The following is a 21,210-nucleotide window of genomic DNA, read 5'->3' as shown; positions in this document are numbered from 1 at the left end:
CTCACCAGAGCGGGGGTCTCTGCGTTTTGTGGCAGGGCAGAAGTTGCCCGGCTGGCGCTCACGCCCGCCGTTGCTGGGCTGACGCGAGCAGGCTTGCGTGGAAAATACGTGTCATGCTCGCCAGGCCTCTATAGACTTTTGTCTGATGTTGACGGCTCAGTCAACATCCGGGCTTGCACCGGTGCCCACCCTGCGTATCATCGCTGCACCCGCATAATGATAACGATCTGGTGGCAGACCGGATTCGAGAACACAACAATTCCAAGCGGTGCAAAGGCAAACCCCCTGATGGAAGAGATAATGGATGCGTCCCCATCCATGCTCTGGTCGGGCATCGCCAGTGCACCTCTCGTTCAGGAGGTCCGCTAGAACAACCCACAACTACTCATCGGTATCGCATGATTCAACTTGATGCTATCACCACCCTGTTGCTGGCGGCGCTTGTCCTCGTCGTTGGCCATCTGATCGTCGAGCGCGTGCGCGTGCTGCGCGAATTCAATATCCCCGAGCCTGTGGTCGGCGGCCTCATCGCTACCATCATCGTCACCGGCCTGCGCGGCCTGGGTTACGAGTTCCAGTTCTTCGGCGGCCTCCAGACTCCCTTCATGTTGCTGTTCTTCGGCTCCGTTGGCCTGTCGGCAGACGTTCGCATGATTCGTGCCGGCGGCAGCAAGCTTGTACTGTTCCTCGCGCTGGTCATCGGTCTGCTCATCCTGCAGAACCTGCTGGGTGTCGGTGTTGCCAGCCTGTTCGGTCTTGATCCGGTGCTGGGTCTGCTCGGCGGTTCCATTACCATGTCCGGTGGTCACGGCACCGGCGCAGCATGGGCCAACGTCTTCGCCGACGAATATGGCATCAATGGCGCGATGGAAGTCGCGATGGCCTGTGCCACCTTCGGGCTGGTGTTCGGTTCTCTGATCGGCGGGCCGACGGCACGCTTCCTGATCAATCGCATGAAGCGCGAAGGGCAGGATATCAACGCCCAGGTCAGCGATTCCGAATATGACGAGACGGAAGTCCAACATCCGCTGAATACGGCCAATGCCCTGAAGACACTCTTCATGCTGCTGCTCGGAGTCGTCTGTGGCCAGCAGCTGCAGTCACTCACCTCGGGCACCGCCTTCTCGCTGCCGACCTTCGTGTGGGTGCTGTTCAGCTGTATCGTCATCGGCAATGTGGTGCGCGCCTTCGGCGACAAGCACCTCAATACCCACGCCGTGGATGTGCTGGGCAACATCAGCCTTTCCATCTTCCTGGCGCTGGCGTTGATGACACTCAAGCTCTGGGATCTGGCCAATCTGGCACTGCCGATTCTGGCCATCCTGCTGGCACAGGTTGCACTGGTGTTCCTCTACACCACCCAGATCACCTTCCGCCTGATGGGCAAGAACTACGACGCAGCGGTACTGGTTGCGGGTAACTGTGGTTTCGGCATGGGCGCCACGCCGACGGCGATCGCCAACATGCAGGCGGTCACGCAGCACCACGGGCCCTCGCGTCTGGCCTTCATCATCGTGCCGGTGGTGGGCGGCTTCCTGATCGATATCGCCAACTCACTGATCATCAAGGGCTTCCTCGGCTTCTTCTGAACATGACCGCAGGTGTCATGATGAGAAGTCGCAGAATCTGCCTGGCATGAACGACAACGCCGGACTCCATTGGAGTCCGGCGTTGTCGTTTCGGGGGGCTGAGGCTTGCAGGTTTCCAGGGCTCAGGCTTCAAAGGCGGTGAAAACCTCGTCAGGCGCTTGTGCTTAAACCCTTGTTCTCACCTTCGCTTTTACCTTTGTTCTCTTCCTCGTGCTCCCCCAGATCCTGCGTCAGCACTTGCCTCTACACCCACAGTGCCACGATCAGGCCATAGGCCAGCAGCGTGACGACCACGGTACCGGCCAGGTTCAGGAAGAAGCCGGCGCGCATCATGGTCTGGATCTTGAGGTGGCCGGTGGCGAACACGATGGCGTTGGGTGGCGTCGCCACCGGCATCATGAAGGCACAGCTGGCCGCGATGGCCGCCGGCACGGTGATCAGCAGCGGATCGATGTCCAGTGACAGCGCCAGTGCTCCCAAAAGCGGCAGGAAGGCGGCAGCCGTCGCGGTATTGGAGGTGACCTCGGTCAGGAAGATGATCACCAGTACCACGATGGCGACCAGGCCGATGAGCGGCAGCACGCTGAACATCGACAGCTGGCCGGCGATCCACTCGGCGAGACCCGAGCTCTTGATCACGCCCGCCAGTGCCAGACCACCCCCGAACAACAGCAACACGCCCCAGGGCAGGTCACGCGCGTCTTCCCACACCAGCAGTCGACGACCGCGTGAGGTGCCGGAGGGAATGGCGAACAGGCCCACGCCGATGGCCATGGCGATGCCGGTGTCCGACAGCCAGGCAAGGCCCATCTGGTTGATAAGCGGACGGAACATCCACAGCAGGGCAGCCACCAGGAAGGCAACGCCGACACGCTTCTCGGCGCTGCTCATGGCACCCAGTGCCTTGAGCTCGCGGCTGATCATCTCGCCGCTGTCCGAGGTCTCGGACTTGAAGGAGAAGGGCGTGCGCGTCAGCCACCACCAGGTGATGGCGCACATCGTGATGGCGACCGGCAGGCCGACGAGCATCCACTGGGCGAAGCCGATCTCGATGCCTTGATCACTGGACAGGTAGCCCGCCAGCAGGGCATTGGGCGGCGTGCCGATCAGGGTCGCGATACCGCCGAGGCTGGCGGAATAGGCGATGCCCAGCAGCAGGGCGGCGGCGTAGCGCTTCAGTTCCGGGTCATTGCTGTCGCGCTCATCCTGACCACTGGACATCAAGCTGACCACTGACATGCCGATGGGCAGCATCATGATGCTGGTGGCGGTGTTGGACACCCACATGCTGATGAAGCCGGTGGCGATCATGAAGCCGGCGATCTGGCGGCGCGGCGAGTGACCGGCAAGCTTCAGCGTATGCAGGGCCACGCGGCGATGCAGGTCCCAGCGCTGCATGGCGATCCCGAGCAGGAAACCACCGAGGAACAGGTAGATGGTCGGGTTGGCATAGGCGGCGGTGGTGCTCTTGATGTCGTCGATGCCAAGCGCCGGCACCAGCACGATGGGCAGCAGCGAGGTCACCGGAATCGGCAGGGCCTCCGTGGCCCACCAGGTGGCCATCAACAGGGCCAGGCCGACGCAGAGCCAGGCGCTGTCCGGCATGTCGCCCGGTGCCGGTGTCAACCAGGTCAGCAGCAACAGGAGGGGTCCGAGTATCAGGCCGATGCGCGCCGCGAGTGGCGCTTGTGGCGGCGTAGTGGATTGATCAGCGACGTGATCGGGAGATTGCTCAGGCATGTCGACTCCAGAGAAGCCGGTCGGCGACTGGCTTCCTCATCATGGTGGTCATCGTGTTGTTGGTATGGGTCATGGTAGGTGATGGCGAGTTGTCGTGTTGGTGTTATTCATTACATGCCGCGCATATATCCCCGGTCGGGGTGACGTGCACGGCGTGTCATGTTGCCTGCCTTGTCAGAAAGTCGCTCGCGAGTCGATCAGCCGGGCGTTCAGGCGACAAGGCGCGGCCATTGTCTCAGCATTGCGGCGCGGCTCAATAGCCTTCATTGCCTGTTTTGAAACGCCGATAGGTGAAACCTTGACGCCGCGCAAGCGCGACGCTTGATCCGATGTGTTCACACCTCGGGCCAGGCCCTGTATGGCGCCATCTTGCACGGGGCAGGTTGCCGTCTGGCGACAGACGCTGTCGTTGGCTGTGGACTTGTGAGCGCAAGGGCTGGAAGGTAGGGTTAGCAGCCATGAACAGGGCCAGCGCAGGACAACTGCGTGGCCTGCTGTCGCGTTACTTTCACAAGGAAGATGATTGATGATTCTGGTCACGGGTGGTGCAGGCTACATCGGCTCTCATACGGTATTGGCGCTCATGGAGGCCGGCCATCAGGTGCTGGTGCTGGACAACCTGTCCAATGCCAGCGAAGCCTCTCTTGCGCGTGTGGCGACACTTGCCGGGCGTGAAGTGCCGTTCGTCGAAGGGGATATCCGCAACGGGGCGCTGCTCGACAGCCTGTTCGAGCGTCACGATATCGAGGCCGTGGTCCATTTCGCCGGGCTCAAGGCGGTCGGCGAGAGCGTCGCCAAGCCGCTGGCCTACTACGACAACAACGTCAATGGCACCCTGGTGCTGTGTGACGCCATGGCGCGTGCCGGCGTCAAGCGTATCGTGTTCTCGTCTTCCGCCACCGTGTATGGCGATCCGGCTTCCACGCCGATCCGCGAAGACTTCCCGACCTCCGCGACCAACCCCTATGGCCGCTCCAAGCTGATGGTCGAGGAAGTGCTGCGCGACCTGGCCGTCGCGGATGACAGCTGGCGTATCGCGCTGCTGCGCTACTTCAATCCGGTGGGCGCCCATGAGTCCGGCACCATCGGTGAAGACCCCAACGGCATTCCCAACAACCTGGTGCCGTATATCAGCCAGGTCGCCGTGGGCCGCCTCGAGGAACTGGCCGTGTTCGGTGATGACTACCCGACGCCGGATGGCACCGGGGTGCGCGATTACATCCACGTCGTCGACCTGGCCGATGGCCACCTCAAGGCGCTGGACTACCTGGCCGGTGATGCGCGCGATGGCGTTCACACCTATAACCTGGGCACCGGTACCGGCTATAGCGTGCTGGACATGGTCAAGGCGTTCGAGAAGGCCAGCGGTCGTCCGGTGCCGTATCGCATCGCACCGCGTCGCGCCGGTGATATCGCCGAATGCTGGGCAGAGCCGGACAAGGCCTTCAACGAGCTGAAGTGGAAGGCCGAGCTGGGGCTCGACCGCATGATGGCCGACAGCTGGCGCTGGCAGTCGCGCAATCCCAACGGCTATCGCAGTGCCTGAAAACTGACACTGCAGGGTCAGTGCGCCGAAGTTGACCAAGCTTGAGTTGACCGAGATTGAGTTGACGGCGCTTGTGTGAAGACCTCTCGAAGCGGTCGCGGGCAGCATCCGTGGCCGCTTTTGCGTATGATGACGGCGGGCCGAAGAGCCCGTGTCGACTCCTTCGAATTCTCTGCGAGACCCCCATGACCCAGTCTGATGTCACCCTTGATCTTGAACTGCTGACGGCCATTGAACAGCTTTGCCGTAAGGCGGGGCAGGCGATACTCGCCGTTGCCCGTGGGGGAGAGCTCGGCACGCGCGCCAAGGCGGATGACAGTCCCGTCACGGCGGCGGATATGGCGGCGCATCGTGTGCTGGTCGAGGGGCTGGCCCGCCTGACGCCGCAGATTCCGGTCCTCTCGGAGGAGAGCGACAAGGCCGATATCGCGGCGCGGCGTGACTGGCAGACCTTCTGGCTGGTCGACCCGCTGGATGGCACGCGTGAATTCGTCACCGGCAGCGGTGAATACACCGTCAACGTGGCGCTGATCCAGGGCTCGCGCAGCGTGCTGGGCGTGGTGGATGCGCCGGTGCTGGCGACGACCTGGAGCGGGCTTGTCGGTGTGGGGGCCTTCCGGGAAGACGCCGCCGGGCGTGTCGCGATCGCGGTCAGCCTGGAGCCCGAGGTATTGAGAGTCGTGGCCAGCAAGTCGCATCTCGATGCGCGTACGGCGGCGCTGATCGAGCGACTGGCACCGGTGGAGAATGTCAGCTGTGGCAGCTCACTCAAGTTCTGTCGCATCGCGGAAGGCAATGCGGACCTCTATCCGCGCTACGCGCCGACCAGCGAATGGGACACCGCGGCGGCCCAGGCCGTGCTGGAAGCGGCCGGCGGCCAGGTCTTCGATGCCGAGTCATTGCCCGCACAGCCGCGTCGTCTGGACTACAACGCCCGCGATACGCTGGTGAATCCCTTCTTCATCGCCTGTGGCCAAGCGGATGGTCGCTGGCGCCAGGCGCTGGACGTCTGAGGGTGGCCGGGGCTCGACGGCTCGTGCATCCATTGGCCCGCGTGAGGGATGAAGCGTTCATGCCGTTGCGAGGACGCGCATGAAGGGCCTGCTGCAGCGCCTCGTCCGTCGCCTGTTTGCGCGCAGTGATCAGGCGAGCAAGCGGGCCGGGGGGATCTCCGCCATCATGCTGTCCCTGCTGGCGAGCCTGGTGCCGTTGATCTATCACGGCCTGCTCGAGGGCGGCCTGATCCTGTTCGGCAATCTGTTGCTGTGGCCGTGTCTGCTGGCGGCGCTGCATCGTCCGCGTTGGCGTTGGCCGGCGCTGGGGCTGATGGCGGCGCTGGGTGTCAATCTCTCCGCAAGTGTGGTCAGCGCCGTCTATTACGATTCCCGCTATGGGCTGGCCTTTGCGCTCAGCTCGCTGGATACCAGTCGCAGCGAATCGATGGCGATGCTGTTCAAGTTCCCGCTGGCCCTGATCGTGCCGCTGGGGTTCTTCCTGCTGGCGCTGTCACTGGGCAATCGCTTCGGGTCGGGGTTGGCGCGTTCCCGGCTGGGCGGGCACAGCGGAATCGCCTTCGTGCTCTGGATGCTGATGTTGCTGGCCGGTAGCTGGCAGTGGGGGCGGGCCAGCGTGCCGTTGGTCATCACGACGCTGTCGGTCTCGCCGGGCTGGAATCTGGCCACCACCTCGCATGCCTGGTGGGAGAAGGAACGCTACAAGGCGCTGATGGCGGATGACTATGATTTCGGCGGCGTCTCGCGCAGCCCAGATGTGCCGGATGACGCTGTCTTCGTCCTGATCATCGGCGAATCCCAGCGCCGCGATCAGCTGTCGCTGTATGGCTATTCCCGCACCACGACGCCGAATCTCGATGCGCGCCGCGATGAGCTGGTGGTCTTCGATCAGGCCATCGCCCCGGCGCCCCAGACCGTGCTGGCGGTCCCGATGCTGGCCAGTCTGACCGACCCGCGGACCTTCTCGCCGCGCTACCTGGACGCCAATCTGATCTCGCTGGCCAATCAGGCCGGCTATCATACCGAGTGGCTGTCGCGCCAGGGGCTCGACATCACCTCCGAGCGTACCTGGATCACCGCCATCGCCCAGCGTGCCGATATCGCGCGCACCATCATGACCGACTATGACGATGGCCTGCTGGATGCCCTTGATGAGGCGCTGGCGCGTGATGTTGCCGGGCCGCGGCTGATCGTGCTGCATCTGTACGGCAGCCATCCTCCCGCCAGCCTGCAGTACCCGGACTCACTGCGCTATTTTCTGACTCCGGACAGTCGCACGCCGCTGACCGATGCCTACGATGACAGCATCCGCTTCACGGATCAGGTGATCGAGGGCGTCTTCCAGCGCCTCGAAGGGCGACCCGCTGGCGTGCTCTATCTATCGGACCACGGCCTCGAGCATGACCCGCTCAGTGACGCCTATGTGCATGGCGGTGACCGCCCCAGTCAGGCGCCGTACCGCATTCCGCTATGGCTGTGGCAGACGGCGCAAGCGCCCAATCCCGCACGTGAGCTGGCGCGCCTGCGGTCGCACGCCGATGCGCCTTTCGCCAGTTTTGACCTGCCCTATCTGGCCAGCGACTGGCTGGGTATCCGCTTCTCCGGTGACAAGCCGTGCCTGTCGCCCTGGGCGGTCTGCTATCAGCCGCGTGAGCGTCATCCGGTGCTGGACCAGCTGGGGCGATTGAACTTCTATGAAGCCCTGCCGTCGGACTTTCTTTCCCGGCCTCTCGCGCCGGGTGCCGAAGAGCTCGAGGAAGCGGTCGAAGCGACCACCGAGCTGCTGGAGCGCCCGGAGTTCATGTCCGGGCAGAGCGCAACGCGCGATGGGCAAGCTCCAGAACCGGATTCCCGCGTGACGCCGCCAGAGGAGTCGTCGGCGCTCACCTTGTCACCTGCTTCATTACCTTCAGAAACTCTCAAGGACTGACATGAAAATCACTGTCTTCGGAACAGGCTACGTAGGCCTGGTGACTGGCACCTGTCTGGCCGATGTCGGCCATGACGTGATCTGCATGGACGTTGATGCAGCCAAGATCGATGGCCTCAAGCAGGGCGAGATCCCCATCTTCGAGCCGGGGCTGGAGAGCATGGTGCTGCGCAATGTCGAGGCTGGCCGTCTCCACTTCACCACTGACGCGCGTGAAGCCGTCGAGCATGGCGTGCTGCAGTTCATCGCCGTGGGCACACCGCCGGACGAAGACGGCAGCGCCGACCTCAAGTACGTGCTTGCGGTGGCCGGCACCATCGGCGAGCACATGAATGACTACAAGGTCATCATCGACAAGTCCACCGTGCCGGTGGGCACGGCAGACCGCGTCGCGGCGCGGGTCAATGAAGTGCTCGACCAGCGCGGCGTGAGTGTCGATTTCGATGTCTGCTCCAACCCGGAATTCCTCAAGGAAGGCGCGGCGCTGGACGACTTCACGCGTGGCGCGCGCATCGTGGTCGGCACCGATTCCGAAGCGGTGCGTGAGCGCATGCGCGAATGCTACGCCCCCTACAACCGCAACCATGAAAAGCTGATGTTCATGGATGTGCGCGCCGCCGAGCTGACCAAGTACGCCGCCAACGCCATGCTGGCGACCAAGATCAGCTTCATGAACGAGATTTCCAACCTGGCCGAGCGCCTGGGTGCGGACATCGAGGAAGTGCGCCGCGGCATCGGCAGTGACCCGCGTATCGGCTACCACTTCATCTATCCGGGCTGTGGCTATGGCGGCTCCTGCTTCCCGAAGGATGTCCAGGCACTGGCACGTACCGCCAGTCAGGTCGGCTATGACGCCGAGCTGCTCACCGCCGTGGAGTCGGTCAACAAGCGCCAGAAGGTCACGCTGTTCGACAAGCTGTCGCGGGCCTTCGATGGCGACCTCAAGGGCAAGACCATTGCCGTCTGGGGGCTGGCCTTCAAGCCCAACACCGATGACATGCGCGATGCGCCGAGCCGCACGCTGATGGAAGCGCTGTGGGCCGCTGGTGCGACCGTGCAGGCCTATGACCCGGAAGCCATGAAGGAATGCCGCCGCATCTACGGCGAGCGCGATGAGCTGGTACTGGTCGCGGACCGTCAGCAGGCGGTCAAGGGGGCCGATGCGCTGGTGGTGTGCACCGAGTGGAAGGAATTCCGCACCCTGGATGGCGAGTGGCTGAAGTCCCAGCTCGGCTTCCCGGTGGTGGTCGATGGCCGCAACCTGTTCGAGCCCGCCGCCATGAAGGCCGCTGGCCTGATGTATTACGCCGTCGGTCGCGGTGACTCCATGCGTCGTGTGCAGGAGGCGTCGTGAGCACTGGTGCAGGCAAGCTGGCCGCGATCGCCATTCGTCAGGTCGAGAAGAACACCGGTGCCAGCCGCAATGCCTTCGAGCAGGCGGATGCGTTGCGCGCGCTGGGCTATCGCGCGGTGATTCTCGCCGAGCGTGGCAAGCCTGAACTGGCTCGCGCCCACGGCGCGGAGCTGGTGCGTCTGTGGCGGTGGCCCTTCAAGGGGGCATATCGACGTTTCTGGTTCAATCGCCGTGTCCAGGCCTGGGCCAGCCGTCATGCGCCCGACCTGCTGATCAGTCATGGTGACTGCGAAAGCCCGGATACCGTCTATCTGCACAATTGCGTGCACCTTGCCTCGCAGTGCATCCATGGCCGTGAGCTGCCTCGCGACCACGAAGTGGCGGCGATTCATGATCACGTGCTCAAGGGGGGCAAGTTCCGTCAGGTCGCGGTCAATTCGCGCATGATGGGCGAGGATCTGATAGCGCGCTATGGTATCGCGCCTGAGCGGATCGAGATCAGCTACCCGGGCTATGACCCGGTGCAGTTCACGGTCGAGCGTGCGCGCGCAGGGCGCTCCGCCCAGCGTGAAGCGTTGGGCGTGGCCGAAGATGAGCTGCTTGTCGGCCTGGTGTCATCCGGCAACTTCACCAAGCGCAACGTGGCAGGGTTCGTAGCGATGGCGGCGCTGATGGAGCAGGCCTCACCGGGCCGCTATCGTTTCCTGGTGGTAGGCAAGGATGACGCCGCGCCTTACCAGCAGCAGGCCAGAGAGGCGGGCATCGCCGAGCGCATGATCTGGCGCTCGACCATCCCCGAGGTCGAGACGCTCTACGGCGCGCTGGACCTGTTCGTGATGCCGGCCCATATCGAGGAATTCGGACGTGTCGCGCTGGAGGCGATGGCCTGTGGCGCGCCTGTGCTGCTCAATGCGCGGGTCGGCTCGGCTGAGTTGCTCGATGACTACTCTGAGCTGGTCATGGCGGCAGAGTCCACGCCACAGCAGTGGGCTGAGCGCTGCAGCCATCTGCTCGAGAGCGACACGCAGGCGCTGAGCACTGCGCTGGCCAGCCTGGCACGCAATTACTCGCATCAGGCACAGAATCTCAAGCTCAAGGCCAGTTTCGAGGCCTTGATGGCGGGGCGCTGATGGCCGAATGATGAAAGTCTTTACCGACAGCTCGACCACTCGCGTACCGGGCGAAGCATGAGTGCAATAGGGCAAGGTGTACAAGAGAGAGCGACACGACTGGCCCCGTATCCCTGATGCGGGGCCTCTTGTTGACGCAAGGCGTGGGCGAGGGCGGGCTATGTGGTCATCGGTCGCAGTGCCCCGCCTTGGGTGTCGCGTGTGCAGTCCCTATACTCATGGCTTGTTTACCGCAGGAGAAAGGCATGTCCCTGACTATCAGCATCATTCTGGCCGTCATCGCGATCATCATCATCGCGGGATTGGCGTTCTATGCCCTCAAGCTGCGCCGCGAGGTCAAGGTGCGTGAGGCGCGCCGCGAGCAAGAGCTCATCCAGGCCCGCGCCAACTGTCTGGAAAGCCTCGAAGCCATCGCACGCGCCATGCAGGCCGGGCAGGTCGACATGGTGGAAGGCGGTCTGCGCTGCAAGGTACTGATCGAGATTCTCGACACCTCGCTGGCGGAAGATGACGTGCTCTCGGTCTTCGGTGTCCTGCATGGGCGGGTCTCACACCTGCATACCCATTCAGCACGCAAGGAGCTGTCGCCGCGTGAGCGCCTGGCCGAAGACAAGGAGCGCATTGCCGTCGAGGAAGCGCTGGCGGAGCCGCTGCAGCTGGCGGCGAGTCGCGTGCTGAGCAACATGGAGTCCTGGCATCAGCATTACCTGGGGCGCAAGCGTCCCGCTTCGCCAGCAGATCTGGGGCAGGCCGTCTGATGAGTCTTCAAGAGCCAGGCATGAACACGTCACTTTCCTTGCTGGGTACGCCGCTGGCCGAGCTGCGTCACGCACTGCACCGCTCACCGGAACTCTCCGGACAGGAAGCCGCCACGGCGGCCTGCATCGCCGGCTGGATGCAGGAGGCCGGCGCCGAGGTGGTCAGCGGTCTGGGCGGGCATGGCCTGGCCGCCATCTTCCGCGGCGCCGAACCAGGACCGCGCGTCATGCTGCGCTGTGAGCTGGATGCTCTGCCCATCGATGAGGCGCCGCGCGGCGACTGGTCCTCCTGTCATCCGCATGTCGGTCACCTGTGCGGCCATGACGGCCACATGAGCTGGATGCTGGGCGTGGCGCAGCGCCTGACGGCGTCTCCGGTCGCCAGGGGCGAGGTAGTGTTGCTTTTCCAGCCCGCCGAGGAAACCGGCGAAGGGGCGCGTGCCGTCGTGCGCAGCAAGGCCTTTGCCGCACTCAAGCCGGATTATCTCTACTCGTGTCATAACTTGCCGGGGCGCCCTCTCGGGGAGGTCAGTGTGCGCGACCATGCCTTCACCTGCGCTTCACGTGGCATGATCGTGCGGCTTTCCGGGCTCTGTGCGCATGCGGCCCACCCGGAAAACGGTCGCAGTCCGGCGATGGCCATGTGTCGCATCATGCAAGGCCTGTCGCGTCTGCCGTTGCAATTTGCCGATGAAACCGGACTTGCGATGGTGACTCTGATTCATGCGCGCCTGGGCGAGGTCGCGTTCGGTACCTCACCGGGCGATGCCGAGGTGATGGTCACCCTGCGCACCGAGAGCGATGACATGATGAAGGCGCTGGCGGAAGCGGCCGTGTCACTGGCGCGCAGCGAGGCGGAAGAAGACCGTCTGGGTATCGACGTTGACTGGTGTGACACCTTCGATGCGACCTGGAACTCGCCTGAGGCGAACGACATGATTCGCCGCGTGGCGCGACAGCAAGGGCTTGATTGTGTGGAACTTCCTCAGGCACATCGCTGGTCCGAGGACTTTGGCGTGCTGGCACGAGACTGCCATGCTGCCATGTTCACATTTGGCGCAGGTGAGGAAATGCCGGGGCTTCACCACCCCGATTACGATTTTCCTGATACGCTGTTGGCGCCCGGCGTCGAGATCTTCGAGGGGCTGGTGCGCCAGCACCTTGGAAGAGGGTAAAACAGGGGTTTTACAGCGTCGCCATTCTGATACAGTTAGTGTCAAAGTTTTTCGACGTTGCAAAAAACACTGTTTTCCTTCAACGTATGCCTGAGGATCGGTACCGTTTTCAAGGGAACAGACCCGATCAGAGCTGGAAGGACGCACCTGCATGTGCTTTCTTCATAAAGGAAGATTTGAATAAAATTCCTTTCATCGTAACGAGTTCGGCTCTTATACTGAGTCGAAACGTAACACCCTCGTTACATATTGCGCTGTGTTAAGAAGGAGTCTTACATGAAAAGATCTACGACTGGCCTGGTTCTGGGTTCTGCATTGGTTGTTGGCCTGTCTGGCTGCGCAAGCTCTGCTTCCCAGTCTTCATCTGCTGAGAAGCCCTGGTACAGCCAGCCGTTCGTCTGCGGTCTGGCCGGTGGCCTGATCGGTGGCGGGATTGGTTACGGCGTCTCTGGCGACAGCGACGAAGACACCGGCGCTTCTCTGGGTGCTGTCGGCGGCGCGACCGCTGGCGCACTGCTGTGTGCAGACGATGCACCGAAGTCCATGGACGACGATGGCGACGGCGTGCCGAACGACCGTGACGAATGCCCGGGAACTCCGGCAGGCGTCGCAGTCGATGCGAAAGGCTGCCCGCTGGACACCGACGGTGACGGCGTTGCTGACTACAAGGACCAGTGCCCGGGTACTCCGGCCGGCGTCACTGTTGACGCGAAAGGCTGCCCGCTCGATTCCGACGGTGACGGCGTGCCGGACTACCAGGACCAGTGCCCGAACACCCCGGCCGGCGCCAAGGTCAATGCCTTGGGCTGTGTCGCTGACCTCGTCCTGCGTGACGTGAACTTCGAGTTCGACTCCGCCAAGCTGACTGCCAACGCCGAGAAAGTGCTGAACGGTGTGGCGGCCAAGCTGGTCTCCAACGAGAATGTCCGCGTTCGCGTCGAAGGTCACACTGACTCCGTGGGTTCTGACTCCTACAACAAGCAGCTGTCCCAGAAGCGTGCTGACTCCGTGAAGGCCTACCTGGCTTCCGAAGGTGTTGACACCAACCGTATCCAGACTGTGGGTTACGGTGAAGAGCAGCCGGTCGCCAGCAACGATACCGCTGAAGGCCGTGCCGAAAACCGTCGTGTCGAGCTTGCTGAAGTCAAGTAAGCCGAACGCGGTAAGCTGAATCAGACGGGGCGCCTCAGGGCGCCCCGTCTGCGTTCGTGTCGTGCATGGCTTTCAGTGGCCAAGCGTATCTTTACGACTTTTGAATGGGCTGCTAAGGTCTTGCCTCGTTCATGTTCCCGCGTTATGTGTCCACACCCTGACTGGTCGCTCGATCATCATGGGGCAGTGGGCGGCGCCCCAGGCATTGTAGGCCGGGGTCAGTAGCGTGAGGGGTGTGATCGTCATTGCCCCCATTTCGAGCCGACGCCTCGCGTTCGGCCAAATTCGCTTCACGTGACCCTTGGTAAGGGCCACCACTGAACGCAAGGATTTCTTCATGCCTATCGTTACTCTGCCTGACGGCAGCCAGCGTACCTTCGATACCCCGATTTCCGTGATGCAGCTGGCCGAGTCCATCGGTCCCGGTCTTGCCAAGGCCTGCGTGGCCGGCAAGATCAATGGCGTCGAGGTCGATGCCGCTGACATGATCACCGAAGACGCCAACGTCGCCATTCTCACGGCGCGTGATGCGGAAGGCCTGGACGTGATTCGTCACTCCTGCGCGCACCTGATCGGTCATGCCGTCAAGCAGCTCTACCCGGAGGCCAAGATGGCCATCGGCCCGGTCATTGATGACGGTTTCTATTACGACATCGACTTTGGCCGCTCGGTCACCCCGGAAGATCTCGAGGCCATCGAGAAGCGCATGAAGCAGCTGATCGACAGCGAGTACGATGTGGTGCGTGAATATGTCTCGCGTGACCAGGCCATGGCCGCTTTCGAGAAGCGCGATGAGCCGTACAAGCAGGAGATCATCGAGGGCATCGGCGAAGGCGACACCATCCGTCTTTACCACCACGAAGAATATACCGACATGTGCCGCGGCCCGCACGTGCCGAATACCCGCCACCTCAAGCACTTCCAGCTGCTCAAGCTGGCCGGTGCCTACTGGCGTGGTGATTCCACCAAGCCGATGCTGACTCGCATCTATGGCACCGCCTGGCCGGACAAGAAGCAGCTCAAGGCCTACCTCAAGCGTCTCGAGGAAGCCGAGAAGCGCGATCACCGTAAGCTGGCCAAGAAGCTGGACCTCTTCCATATGCAGGAAGAGGCGCCGGGCATGGTGTTCTGGCATCCGAATGGCTGGACCATGTACCAGGTGCTCGAGCAGTACATGCGCCGTATCCAGCGTGCCAATGGCTACCAGGAGATCAAGACCCCGCAAGTGGTCGATCTTTCGCTGTGGAAGAAATCCGGGCACTGGGGGCATTACAACGAGCTGATGTTCACCACCGAGTCCGAGAAGCGTGAGTATGCGGTCAAGCCGATGAACTGCCCGTGCCACGTCCAGGTCTTCAATCAGGGCCTGAAGAGCTACCGTGACCTGCCGCTGCGTCTGGCCGAGTTCGGCTCCTGCCACCGCAACGAGCCGTCCGGCTCTCTGCATGGGTTGATGCGCGTGCGTGGCTTCACCCAGGACGACGCCCACATCTTCTGTACCGAGGATCAGGTCGAGTCCGAGGCCGAGGACTTCATCCGTCTGACGCTGGAAGTCTACCGTCAGTTCGGCTTCGAAGACGTCGAGCTGAAGCTCTCCACTCGTCCGGAATCCTTCATCGGTGAGCCGGAAGCGTGGGACAAGGCCGAAGCTGGCCTGCAGGCAGCACTGGATGCGACTGGCCTGCCGTGGGAGCTGCAGCCGGGTGAGGGCGCCTTCTATGGACCAAAGATTGAATTCTCTCTGCGAGATTGTCTGAATCGTGTCTGGCAGTGTGGTACTCTACAGCTCGACTTCAATCTGCCTGAGCGTCTCAGTGCCCAGTTTGTCGATGAAAGTGGAGAGCGTCGCATGCCGGTCATGTTGCACCGCGCGATTCTCGGCTCCTTCGAGCGCTTCCTCGGCATCCTGATCGAGCACCACGCAGGCGCGATGCCATTCTGGCTTGCCCCTGAGCAGGTTGTCGTGATGAATATCACGGATTCCCAGGCAGAATATGCCAAGGATCTGGTCTCCCGCCTCGAGAAACATGACATCCGTGTCAAAGCAGACTTGAGGAACGAGAAGATCGGCTTTAAAATCCGTGAGCATACTCTGCAGAAGGTTCCTTACCTCATCGTCGTTGGCGACAAGGAAGTGGAAGCTGATGCAGTAGCTGTCAGAACCCGTTCCGGTGAAGACCTCGGCACCATGAAAGTTTCAGAGTTCATGGAACGCCTGAAGGAAGAGCAGGTCTGACAGTAACGAATTTCAGCCAAACGGAGACGCAACGATCAAGCGGAATAATCAGCGCGGACGCCCCCAGGAAAAGCGGGCTCCCATCAATGACCGTATTCGTGCGGACGAAGTCCGCCTCATCGACGCAGATGGCGAGCAGGTTGGCGTAGTGTCAACCAGAGACGCGCTTGCCAAGGCCGAAGAGGCAGGGCTCGACCTAGTCCAGATTTCCAATGCCGATCCCATCGTCTGCAAGATCATGGATTACGGCAAGTTTCTTTTCGACGAGAAGAAACAGAAGAATCTGCAGAAGAAGAAGCAGAAACAGATCCAGGTCAAGGAAGTCAAATTCCGTCCTGGTACCGATGAAGGCGATTATCAGGTCAAGCTGCGCAACCTGACTCGCTTCATCGAAGGCGGAGACAAGGGCAAGGTTACCTTGCGCTTCCGTGGTCGTGAGATGGCGCATCAGGACATCGGCCGCAAGCTGATGGAACGCATCGCCGCAGACCTCGGTGAACTCGTGACCGTCGAATCCTTCCCGAAGATGGAAGGTCGTCAGATGATCATGATTCTCGCGCCGAAAAAGAAGTGATCCACAGGCAGTAGAACGGACACATCAGGGTCACGCCTGCGGGCGTGGCTCTTTTTGTCGGCCCTGGATTTTCTCAAGAAACCGAGCGGAGTTAATACTCATGCCGAAGATCAAGACCAACCGCGGCGCTGCCAAGCGCTTCAAGAAGACTGCCAACGGCTTCAAGCACAAGCAGTCTTTCCGTAGCCACATCCTGACCAAGAAGTCGACCAAGCGTAAGCGTCAGCTGCGTGGCATGAAGCAGGTTCACGCTGCAGACAAGGCGCTGATCCAGCGCATGCTGCCGAACCTGTAAGCCGTCCTTACCTCGGTCCAACTTTCTTAATATCAGGAGTACGCTATGTCCCGCGTCAAGCGTGGCGTCGTCGCACGTCGCCGTCACAAGAAGATCATGAAGCAGGCCAAGGGTTACTACGGAGCGCGTTCACGCGTCTTCCGCGTAGCCAAGCAGGCTGTCATCAAGGCCGGCCAGTACGCTTACCGTGACCGTCGTGTCCGCAAGCGTCAGTTCCGTGCCCTGTGGATCGCGCGTATCAACGCTGCGGCCCGCATCAATGGCATGTCCTACAGCCGCTTCATCGCTGGTCTGAAGAAGGCCAATATCGAGATCGACCGCAAGGTCCTCGCCGATATCGCGGTTCACGAAAAAGCTGCCTTTGCTGCCATCGTCGAGAAGGCCAAGGCTGCTCAGTAAGTGACCGGATCAGATATCGCCCAGACCCGGCGAGTCGCAAAGCAGGCAAACCGGGTCGTGACTGTCGAATGCTTGCATTGGACAACTCAGGCGGTATCGAGATGACGTGTTACGTCACAGGGGAAGAGCAGCCGCTCTTCCCCTGTTTTTGTTTGGCCTGCCGTCAGAGAACCGGCGGTGGGTCAGCAGCGACATGAACGGGATTGGCCGCGTTGTGGGCCGGTCTCTGGCAAGGGCGCGATCGTCTGTGTGATTCACCGCAGGCGGAGCGCTCTCCCTGCCGACCTTCGGGTCGGCGCGACTTCCATTGGCGGCGGACATTGCCGCGCCAGTGACTCAAGCGATCGGAGCTGAACGGATGGAACATCTTTCCACCCTGGTGGACGAAGCACGCACCGCGATCCAGGCGGCCGAAGACGTCCAGACCCTCGATGAGGTACGGGTACGTTTTCTCGGCAAGAAGGGCGAGATCACCGCACTGCTCAAGGGCCTTGGCAAGCTGTCCCCCGAAGAGCGCCCCAAGGCCGGTGAGACCATCAACGAAGCCAAGCAGCTGCTGAGCGGTGAGCTGGACGCACGTCGCAATACGCTGGAAACGGCAGCGCTCAATGCACGCCTTGCCGCCGAGCGCGTCGATGTGACCCTGCCGGGCCGTGGAGAGCCGGTAGGCGGCCTGCACCCGGTTACCCGCACGCTTGAGCGTATCGAAAGCTTCTTCTCGCACATCGGTTACGGTGTCGCGGAAGGGCCGGAAATCGAAGATGACCATCACAACTTCGAAGCGCTGAACATCCCGTCGCATCACCCGGCGCGCGCGATGCATGACACCTTCTATTTCGATGCCACGCGTCTTCTGCGCACCCACACCTCGCCGGTGCAGGTGCGCAGCATGAAGGCCAGTGAGCCGCCGCTGCGCATCGTCTGTCCGGGCCGCGTCTATCGCTGCGACTCCGATCTGACCCACACCCCGATGTTCCATCAGGTCGAGGGTCTGCTGGTTGACGAGAATGTCAGCTTCGCAGACCTCAAGGGCACCGTCGAAGAGTTCCTGCATGCCTTCTTCGAGCGTGATGATCTGGAAGTCCGCTTCCGTCCGTCCTACTTCCCGTTCACCGAACCGTCCGCTGAAGTCGATATCCAGTGCGTGATGTGCGCCGGTGACGGCTGTCGTGTCTGCTCCCACACCGGCTGGCTCGAGGTGATGGGGTGCGGCATGGTGCACCCGGAAGTCTTCCGTCACTCCGGTATCGATAGCGAGCGCTTCCGCGGCTTCGCCTTCGGCATGGGCGTGGAGCGTCTGGCGATGCTGCGTTACGGCGTCAACGACCTGCGGTTGTTCTTCGAGAACGACCTGCGTTTCCTTCGCCAGTTCAGCTAGGCACTCATTCACGTATCGCGCCTTGAGGGCGTGAACTTACGGAACAGGACAGCAAGATGAAATTTTCCGAACAGTGGCTGCGTGAGTGGGTCTCGCCGGAACTGAGCACCCAGCAGCTGGCCGATCAGGTCACCATGGCCGGTCTGGAAGTCGATGGTATCGAACCGGTCGCCGGTGAGTTCACCGGCGTGGTCGTGGCCGAGGTCAAGGACAAGCAACCGCACCCGGAGGCCGATCGCCTCAATGTCTGTCAGGTGGATGATGGCAGTGGTGCGCTGGTACAGGTCGTCTGTGGCGCGCCCAATGTCGCCGCTGGCCAGAAGGTGCTCTTCGCTCAGGTCGGCGCGAAGCTTCCGGGCGACTTCAAGATTCGCAAGGCCAAGCTGCGCGGTGTCGAATCCCGCGGCATGATCTGTGGTGCCTCCGAGCTGGGTCTGGAGGCCGAAGCCTCCGATGGCATCATGGTGCTGGCTGCGGACGCGCCGGTGGGCCGTGATGCCCGTGACTTCCTGAATCTTGACGACAACGCCATCGAGGTCGATCTGACCCCTAACCGCGGCGACTGCCTGAGCGTCAAGGGACTGGCACGAGAAGTCGGCGTGCTCAACCGTCTCGCCGTCACGGCGCCGGGCATCGAGCCGGTGGCCGCCCAGATCGATGATACCTTCCCGGTCACCGTCAGCGCGCCAGAGGCGTGCCCGCGTTATCTGGGGCGTGTCGTGCGTGACGTCAATGTCGCCGCGACCTCGCCGCTGTGGCTCGAGGAGCGTCTGCGTCGTAGTGGCATCCGCAGCATCGACCCCGTCGTCGACGTCACCAACTACGTGCTGCTCGAGCTCGGCCAGCCGATGCACGCCTTCGATCTGGCACGCTTGAACGGCGGCATCGAGGTGCGCATGGCAGCCGCTGAAGAGCCGCTGACGCTGCTCGACGGTCAGGAAGTCGCGCTGCGGGATGACACCCTGGTCATCGCTGACGAGAAGGGCCCGCTGGCCATCGCCGGTGTGATGGGCGGCGAAGGCAGTGGCGTGAACGCCGAGACGCGCGACATCTTTTTCGAGTCTGCCTTCTTCGCGCCGTTGAGCGTGGCTGGCAAGGCGCGTAGCTACGGCCTGCACACCGACAGCTCGCATCGTTTCGAGCGTGGTGTGGACGCGCAGCTGCAGCGTGATGCCATCGAGCGCGCGACGGCTCTGCTGCTCGAGATCACCGGCGGCAAGCCGGGCCCGATCATCGAGGTTGCCAGCGACGCAGCGCTGCCCAAGGCCGCCGTCGTCAGCCTGAGCGGCGCCAGTGTCGAGCGCACGCTGGGCATGGCGCTGCCGGATGACGAGATCGTCGAGATTCTCGAGCGTCTGGGCATGCAGGTCGCCGCGAATGGCGATAGCCAATGGCAGGTGACGGTGCCGAGCTGGCGTTTCGATGTCAGCATCGAGGCTGACTTGATCGAAGAGCTGGCGCGCATCCACGGCTACAACAATCTGCCGGTCAGCCGCCCGAATGCGCGTCTGGCGCCGGCCGTGGCCAATGAGACCACCCAGCCGCTGACCAGCCTGCGTCGTCAGCTGGTGGCGCGGGGCTATCAGGAAGCGATCAGCTACAGCTTCGTCGCCCCTGAGCTGCAAAAGACGCTGGACCCGCAAGGGGTGGCACCGGCACTGGCCAACCCGATTTCCAGCGACATGGCGGTGATGCGCAGCTCGCTGCTGCCGGGGCTGGTCAAGGCGCTGAGCCACAACCTCAATCGTCAGCAGTCGCGCGTGCGCCTGTTCGAGACCGGGCTTGTGTTCCGCGGCGAGCTGGACTCCCTCGAGCAGACGCCGATGATCGGCGGTCTGGTCACCGGCGCCCGTCTGCCGGAAGGCTGGAATGGCGGTCGTGACAAGGTCGACTTCTTCGATCTCAAGGGCGATGTCGAGGCACTGCTGGCACTGGGCGGCAATCTGGAAGCCTGGCGCTTCGAAGCCGCCGAGCATCCGGCACTGCACCCGGGCCAGTGCGCTCAGCTGTTCTTCAATGGCGAGCCGGCAGGCTGGATGGGTGCCCTGCACCCGGCGGCGCGCGCCGAGCTTGGCCTGAAGGTCGAGGTCTTCGTGTTCGAGATCACGCTGGCTTCCGCCTGTGCGGGCCGTCTGCCGCGCTTCGCGCCGCTCTCCAGGTATCCGGAAGTGCGTCGTGACCTGGCCTTCGTGGTCGAAGAGGGCATTCACGTGCAGTCGCTGCTCGACGCCATCCGTTCGCAAGCCGGTGAATGGCTGACGGACCTGCGCCTGTTTGACGTCTACCAGGGCCAGGGGGTAGCCGATGGTCACAAGTCGCTCGCCCTGGGCTTGACCTGGCAGCATCCTTCGCGCACGCTGAATGATGAGGAAATCAATCAGTTAGTCGATGCGATCGTCACCGATGGCCACACACGTTTCGGGGCGGCGCTGAGAGCATGAGTCGCCACTTGAACGAGGGAGCGGACATGGGAGCGTTGACCAAGGCGGAACTTGCCGAGCATCTGCACGCAGAACTCGGCATGTCCAAGCGCGAAGCCAAGTCGATGGTAGAGGTGTTCTTCGACGAGATTCGCGGTTGCCTGCGGGAAAATGAACAGGTGAAGCTGTCCGGTTTCGGCAACTTCGATCTACGTGACAAGCGCGAACGTCCGGGGCGCAATCCCAAGACAGGCGAGGAGATTCCGATCTCCGCGCGTCGCGTGGTGACATTCCGCCCAGGTCAGAAGCTCAAGGCCCGAGTGGATGAGTACGATGGCGAGACGCACGCACATCAGCGTCTTGAAGAGCATGATGACCACGATGATCATGATGATGATCACTGAGGTCATTGCCTGACCTCACCCGTCGCTCCCTGAGCGGGTGACCATGCTCACGAAAGCCCCGACGTCTGCGTCGGGGCTTTCGTCGTTCTGAGGTGTCGTCTGTGGTGTGCCATCAGC

17 protein-coding genes are annotated in these 21,210 nt (G+C 62.4%); 16 read left to right on the top strand and 1 reads right to left on the bottom strand.

All coding sequences use genetic code 11. The features are described from left to right. Window positions 1–398: 398 nt before the first annotated feature. Window positions 399–1,589 carry a sodium/glutamate symporter gene (gene gltS / locus NH396_RS01235; RefSeq protein WP_175088646.1) on the top strand — a complete coding sequence of 397 codons (1,191 nt, stop codon included), beginning with the start codon at window positions 399–401 and terminating at the stop codon, window positions 1,587–1,589. A 243-nt stretch (window positions 1,590–1,832) separates the two neighbouring features. Here gltS and NH396_RS01230 read toward each other — a convergent pair whose 3' ends face one another. After that, the gene (locus tag NH396_RS01230; protein WP_253061036.1) at window positions 1,833–3,329 is read right to left on the bottom strand and encodes a DASS family sodium-coupled anion symporter; all 1,497 of its coding nucleotides are present in this window, start codon (window positions 3,327–3,329) and stop codon (window positions 1,833–1,835) included. 523 nt (window positions 3,330–3,852) lie between these two features. On the opposite strand from NH396_RS01230, the gene galE reads away from it, so the two are divergent. The 15 genes from galE to ihfA all read left to right on the top strand — a co-directional run bounded on the left by galE (window position 3,853) and on the right by ihfA (window position 21,093). Next, window positions 3,853–4,875: a UDP-glucose 4-epimerase GalE gene (galE, locus tag NH396_RS01225; protein WP_054555473.1), complete on the top strand. Its 1,023-nt coding sequence runs from the start codon at window positions 3,853–3,855 to the stop codon at window positions 4,873–4,875. A 185-nt stretch (window positions 4,876–5,060) separates the two neighbouring features. Then, window positions 5,061–5,888, top strand: a complete 828-nt coding sequence (cysQ, locus tag NH396_RS01220) for a 3'(2'),5'-bisphosphate nucleotidase CysQ (protein ID WP_253061034.1) — start codon at window positions 5,061–5,063, stop codon at window positions 5,886–5,888. Between the two features lie 79 nt (window positions 5,889–5,967). Beyond that, window positions 5,968–7,818, top strand: a complete 1,851-nt coding sequence (locus tag NH396_RS01215; RefSeq protein ID WP_253061032.1) for a sulfatase-like hydrolase/transferase — start codon at window positions 5,968–5,970, stop codon at window positions 7,816–7,818. A 1-nt stretch (window position 7,819) separates the two neighbouring features. After that, complete coding sequence (locus NH396_RS01210; RefSeq protein ID WP_253061029.1) at window positions 7,820–9,172, top strand: UDP-glucose/GDP-mannose dehydrogenase family protein; 1,353 nt, start codon at window positions 7,820–7,822, stop codon at window positions 9,170–9,172. Then, window positions 9,169–10,302 (top strand): glycosyltransferase family 4 protein, encoded by a 1,134-nt coding sequence (locus NH396_RS01205; protein ID WP_253061027.1) that lies wholly within the window; start codon window positions 9,169–9,171, stop codon window positions 10,300–10,302. Before NH396_RS01210 ends, NH396_RS01205 begins: the two co-directional genes overlap by 4 nt. 245 nt (window positions 10,303–10,547) lie before the next feature. After that, window positions 10,548–11,060, top strand: coding sequence for a DUF2489 domain-containing protein (locus NH396_RS01200; protein WP_253061025.1), 513 nt, complete (start codon window positions 10,548–10,550; stop codon window positions 11,058–11,060). Window positions 11,061–11,080: 20 nt separating this feature from the next. Further along, complete coding sequence (locus NH396_RS01195) at window positions 11,081–12,235, top strand: amidohydrolase (RefSeq protein ID WP_253061023.1); 1,155 nt, start codon at window positions 11,081–11,083, stop codon at window positions 12,233–12,235. Between the two features lie 276 nt (window positions 12,236–12,511). After that, entirely contained in the window at window positions 12,512–13,387 is an 876-nt protein-coding gene (locus NH396_RS01190) for an OmpA family protein (protein ID WP_176677520.1), read from the top strand. Between the two features lie 337 nt (window positions 13,388–13,724). Beyond that, window positions 13,725–15,623 (top strand): threonine--tRNA ligase, encoded by a 1,899-nt coding sequence (gene thrS, locus NH396_RS01185; RefSeq protein WP_176677519.1) that lies wholly within the window; start codon window positions 13,725–13,727, stop codon window positions 15,621–15,623. A 34-nt stretch (window positions 15,624–15,657) separates the two neighbouring features. Next, on the top strand, window positions 15,658–16,197 hold the full coding sequence (infC, locus tag NH396_RS01180; RefSeq protein WP_176678415.1) for a translation initiation factor IF-3: 540 nt from the start codon (window positions 15,658–15,660) through the stop codon (window positions 16,195–16,197). 100 nt (window positions 16,198–16,297) lie between these two features. After that, on the top strand, window positions 16,298–16,492 hold the full coding sequence (rpmI, locus tag NH396_RS01175; protein ID WP_043335648.1) for a 50S ribosomal protein L35: 195 nt from the start codon (window positions 16,298–16,300) through the stop codon (window positions 16,490–16,492). Window positions 16,493–16,537: 45 nt separating this feature from the next. Further along, window positions 16,538–16,891 (top strand): 50S ribosomal protein L20, encoded by a 354-nt coding sequence (gene rplT, locus NH396_RS01170; RefSeq protein ID WP_043335644.1) that lies wholly within the window; start codon window positions 16,538–16,540, stop codon window positions 16,889–16,891. 358 nt (window positions 16,892–17,249) lie between these two features. Next, window positions 17,250–18,269: a phenylalanine--tRNA ligase subunit alpha gene (pheS, locus tag NH396_RS01165; protein ID WP_043335643.1), complete on the top strand. Its 1,020-nt coding sequence runs from the start codon at window positions 17,250–17,252 to the stop codon at window positions 18,267–18,269. 56 nt (window positions 18,270–18,325) lie between these two features. Further along, a complete protein-coding gene (gene pheT / locus NH396_RS01160) occupies window positions 18,326–20,710 on the top strand; it encodes a phenylalanine--tRNA ligase subunit beta (RefSeq protein WP_253061021.1) in 2,385 nt (794 codons plus the stop codon). A 26-nt stretch (window positions 20,711–20,736) separates the two neighbouring features. Beyond that, window positions 20,737–21,093: an integration host factor subunit alpha gene (gene ihfA, locus NH396_RS01155; protein WP_107336300.1), complete on the top strand. Its 357-nt coding sequence runs from the start codon at window positions 20,737–20,739 to the stop codon at window positions 21,091–21,093. Window positions 21,094–21,210 lie beyond the last annotated feature (117 nt).

Source organism: Cobetia sp. Dlab-2-AX (assembly GCF_024124625.1).
GTDB lineage: Bacteria > Pseudomonadota > Gammaproteobacteria > Pseudomonadales > Halomonadaceae > Cobetia.
The sequence above is the reverse complement of the archived record's forward strand: the minus strand, read 5'-3'. Positions and strand labels throughout refer to the sequence as shown.